Annotated in this window: 4 protein-coding genes; all 4 read left to right on the forward strand. The window is 42.7% G+C overall.

Annotated features, from left to right (window positions below; all coding sequences use genetic code 11):
* A partial coding sequence (locus KGY70_18510; protein ID MBS3777195.1) for a PDZ domain-containing protein occupies positions 1-309 on the forward strand: 309 nt, incomplete at its 5' end.
* Positions 310-873: 564 nt separating this feature from the next.
* Positions 874-2,208: a group II intron reverse transcriptase/maturase gene (ltrA, locus tag KGY70_18515; GenBank protein ID MBS3777196.1), complete on the forward strand. Its 1,335-nt coding sequence runs from the start codon at positions 874-876 to the stop codon at positions 2,206-2,208.
* Positions 2,209-2,315: 107 nt separating this feature from the next.
* Positions 2,316-2,777, forward strand: a complete 462-nt coding sequence (locus tag KGY70_18520; protein MBS3777197.1) for a phosphatidylglycerophosphatase A — start codon at positions 2,316-2,318, stop codon at positions 2,775-2,777.
* Between the two features lie 9 nt (positions 2,778-2,786).
* The coding region (locus tag KGY70_18525) for a CinA family nicotinamide mononucleotide deamidase-related protein (protein ID MBS3777198.1) at positions 2,787-3,826 on the forward strand (1,040 nt) is incomplete at its 3' end.

Below are 3,826 nucleotides of genomic sequence, written 5' to 3' on the forward strand. Positions count from 1 at the left end.
GAGAAAAGTGAAGTCACCAAAATAGGTCTGCAAGTTAAGAATCTTACTGATGCCATTCGTTCCCGACTGCGACACAATGCTTATGAGGGTGAACAGGGAGTAATTGTGATCAAGGTAAAACGCTACAGCCATGCTGCAGAAGCAGGCATTCAACCTGGGGATTTGATTACCAAGATTGAAGATCATCAAATCAGTTCAGTAAATGATTACAAGGATGTTCTGGAATCATATGACCCGGGTGAGGTGGTAATATTCTATATGCTCAGAGCAAACCAGAAATATCATGCCTTCATAAAAATACCGAAATAAAAGGATAAAATAATGAGTGTGCCAAGCAAAGCTAATATAAGCAAGCCGGACAATCCGGCACGTGTAACGGCTAACCACCGGCACGGCACTGAACTATGCGTATGAGGAGGTAACGAATCATGCGAAGCCAGAGGGAGGGCAGTTTGTCAGCCACAACGCAAGTTCACCCTGTTAGATATTTATCTGATAGAGTGAACCCTGTTTTAGATATATTATCTAAAAGGGTGAAGGTATTGAGCCCCGAAATAATCCTTGTTGCACTGGGTCAAGGGTTTCATTTCCTGGAAACCAATATTGGAACACACATAAACGGTGAGTGTGTATCTGACGTGCCGGGGTCTGAGTCCGTAGCGGGCAAACGAACTGTTTATATTGGAACTTGGGAGAACCGAAGCGTTCCGAAAGTAAGCTATCAAGGAGCTGGAAAAGCGACGAGGCGGTATGGCGTTTCGGTAGTCGGACTGACCCGGAGTAGAGGAGTAGGCAGGGTAATGCCTGTTGAGTTTCGAAGTATAGGGACACTCGAAGGGGTCAGCAGTTTAACGCAGAGAGTTGAGGTCAGTCATGCCGTACTCTGATGCTGGAATAACATGGCAGAAATTAGCTCTCATATCCGGTCATGCCCGGAGAGACCCTGACTTTCAGTTCACGAGCCTTGCTCACTTACTGAATGTTGAATATCTTCGGGATTGCTACAAAAGCCTGAACAGGAATAGGGCTGTAGGAATTGATAACGTAACAAAGGGAGAATACGGTAAGCATCTGGATGAGAATTTGGAGCGGTTAGTTTCAAGGTTAAAGCGTAAAAAGTTTAAGCCAATACCAGCGAAACGAGTTTATATTCCAAAGAGTGAGACAGAAAAGCGCCCGCTCGGGATATCCGCTCTGGAGAACAAAATAGTAGAGCGTGGGATCACATGGATACTTGAGAGTATCTATGAACAGGATTTTCTGGAATGCTCGTATGGTTTTCGTCCGGGCAAGAATGCCCATCAGGCATTGAAGGAGTTAAACGATTTAATAATGTTTCAGCCCGTTAGTCATATTGTTGAGGCAGACATAAAGGGTTTTTTTGATAACGTGTCGCATGAATATCTTATGGAATTTTTACGCATGAGAGTCAAGGACACCACATTGTTAAATTTGATAAAGAAATTCCTTAAAGCCGGCTATATTGATGACGGCATACTTGTCAAGCCGGATGCAGGGACACCGCAAGGTAGTATTCTGAGTCCGTTGCTGGCAAATATTTTCCTGCACTATGTATTGGATATATGGTTTGACAAGACAGTTAAAAGATATGTGGATGGTTATTGTGAAATTGTCAGATATGCTGACGATTTTGTCTGTGTTGTACGCTATTTAAGAGAAGCAAAGCGTATAGAACGAGGATTGCAAAACCGTTTCAATAAATACGGATTGGAAATCCACCCGACAAAAAGCCGGTACATAAGTTTTGGCCGTTTTGAACGGGAAACAGCTAAGAAACAAAACCGTCGCCCCAATACATTTGATTTTCTTGGTTTTACTCATTATTGCGACAGGTCGCGCAAAGGCAAGTTTAAAGTAGGACGCAAGACCAGCCGCAAGAAGTACTCGGCAAAATGCAAAGCGATGAATGCGTGGCTTAAGGCGATAAGGAATCAGGTTAAGACCAAGGAATGGTGGAAGACTCTGAAAGCCAAGCTGCGAGGACATTTTCAGTATTACGGAGTCAGTGAGAATTATGATGGAATTATGCGGTTCTATAAATTCACTATAAGAATGGTGCGCAAATGGTTGAACCGACGTAGTCAGAAACGGAAAATGAGCTGGGATAAGTATAACAAATATCTCAAGCATTACCCGTTACCTAAACCGAGAATAGTGCATAGCTTTTACGTGTCGCCTGTAAGGTGAGTTAGACTGAAGAGCCGGATGTGGGAAATCCACAAGTCCGGTTCTGTGAGGGGCATTGAAACTCCTCATGTTATTTTTATCATTAATTTTAGATTAGGAGTCATATTATGTCTACTCGACAATATTTATCAAAAATAGTAGCAACCGGATTATACACCGGATATTTTCCCATTGCCCCGGGCACAGTAGGGAGTGCATTAGGCCTCTTGATAATATTTATTTTCCCGGGATTTCAGGATTTATTGCTTTTAATAAGTTCGGTGTTGTTATTTTTTATAGGGGTCTGGGCCGCCACCGAAGTTGAAAAAACAGAGGGTAGAGATGCATCCATTATAAATGTTGATGAGATAGTGGGGATGTGGGTTTCCATTATTTTTCTGCCGGATGGGCTGCAGTGGTACTGGCTGATCATTGCATTTTTTGTTTTTCGAATTTTTGATATACTTAAACCTCCTCCGGTTAATGCCTCTCAGAAAATACCTCGAGGGTGGGGAGTAATGATTGATGACATATTAGCCGGGCTCTATACCAATCTTTTACTAAGAATGGTGATTTATTTTTTATATTAGGGAATATGTATGAAGGTGGAACTTATTTCCATCGGTGATGAGCTGCTTTCCGGTTTTATTGTCAATAGAAATGCAGCTTATATCGGCAAGATTTTAGATGAGGTCAATCTAACAGTTGATTACATGACCACTGTTGGTGATGAAGTTGCATCTATTGCTGCTTCTCTCAAAGCTGCCGGAGAAAGAGCATCCTTCATTATCTGTACAGGAGGATTGGGACCAACCTCGGATGATGTGACCATGCAGGGAGCAGCCCGGTACTTCAATCGAAAATTAGTTTTTCAGAAGGAGATCTTGGAATCTATTAAAGAAAAATTCAGGAAGCGAGGGAGGGTGATGGCCCCGGAAAATCGCAAGCAGGCGGAATTGCCGGAAGGTGCTGAAGTTATAGAAAACCGGATTGGATCTGCTCCGGGAGTCAGGATTAAACATGAAGAGTCTGTTTATTATTTTCTCCCCGGTGTACCTATAGAAATGCAGAATATGATGCAGCAGCACGTGCTCCCTTTTCTCAAAAGACATTATCCTCCTGGGGGTATAAAACAGAAAATCATCAGAACTACAGGAATATTTGAATCGGATATCGCCAGTAGGATCGATCATTTAAGAAGTCAGTTTCCTCAGCTGCGCATTGCCTACTTACCCCAGATAAGCGGGGTTCAAATCAAATTAAAAGTTGTTGAAACTAAAGCAGAAAAAGCCCAACAAATTTTGGAGCAGGCTGAACATCGACTCAGAGAACAATTAGACAGGTATATTTATGGAACCGGTGATGATTCCCTGGAAGAAATTGTGGCTCAGTTATTATTTCAGCAGAAGCTAACTGTAGCTGTAGCCGAGTCCTGCACCGGTGGTCTTATTTCTCACACCTTAACCAATATTCCCGGAAGTTCTGAGTATTTTAAAAGAGGGTTTATTACCTACACCAATGACTCCAAGATAGAACTTTTAGGGGTATCGGAAAAAACCATACAAGAATACGGAGCAGTCAGTGAACAAACTGCGGCAGAAATGGCAGAAGGGGTTAGGAGGACGAGCACTGCCTCCCC

It is taken from the genome of Bacteroidales bacterium (assembly GCA_018334875.1).
Lineage (GTDB): Bacteria > Bacteroidota > Bacteroidia > Bacteroidales > UBA12077 > JAGXLC01.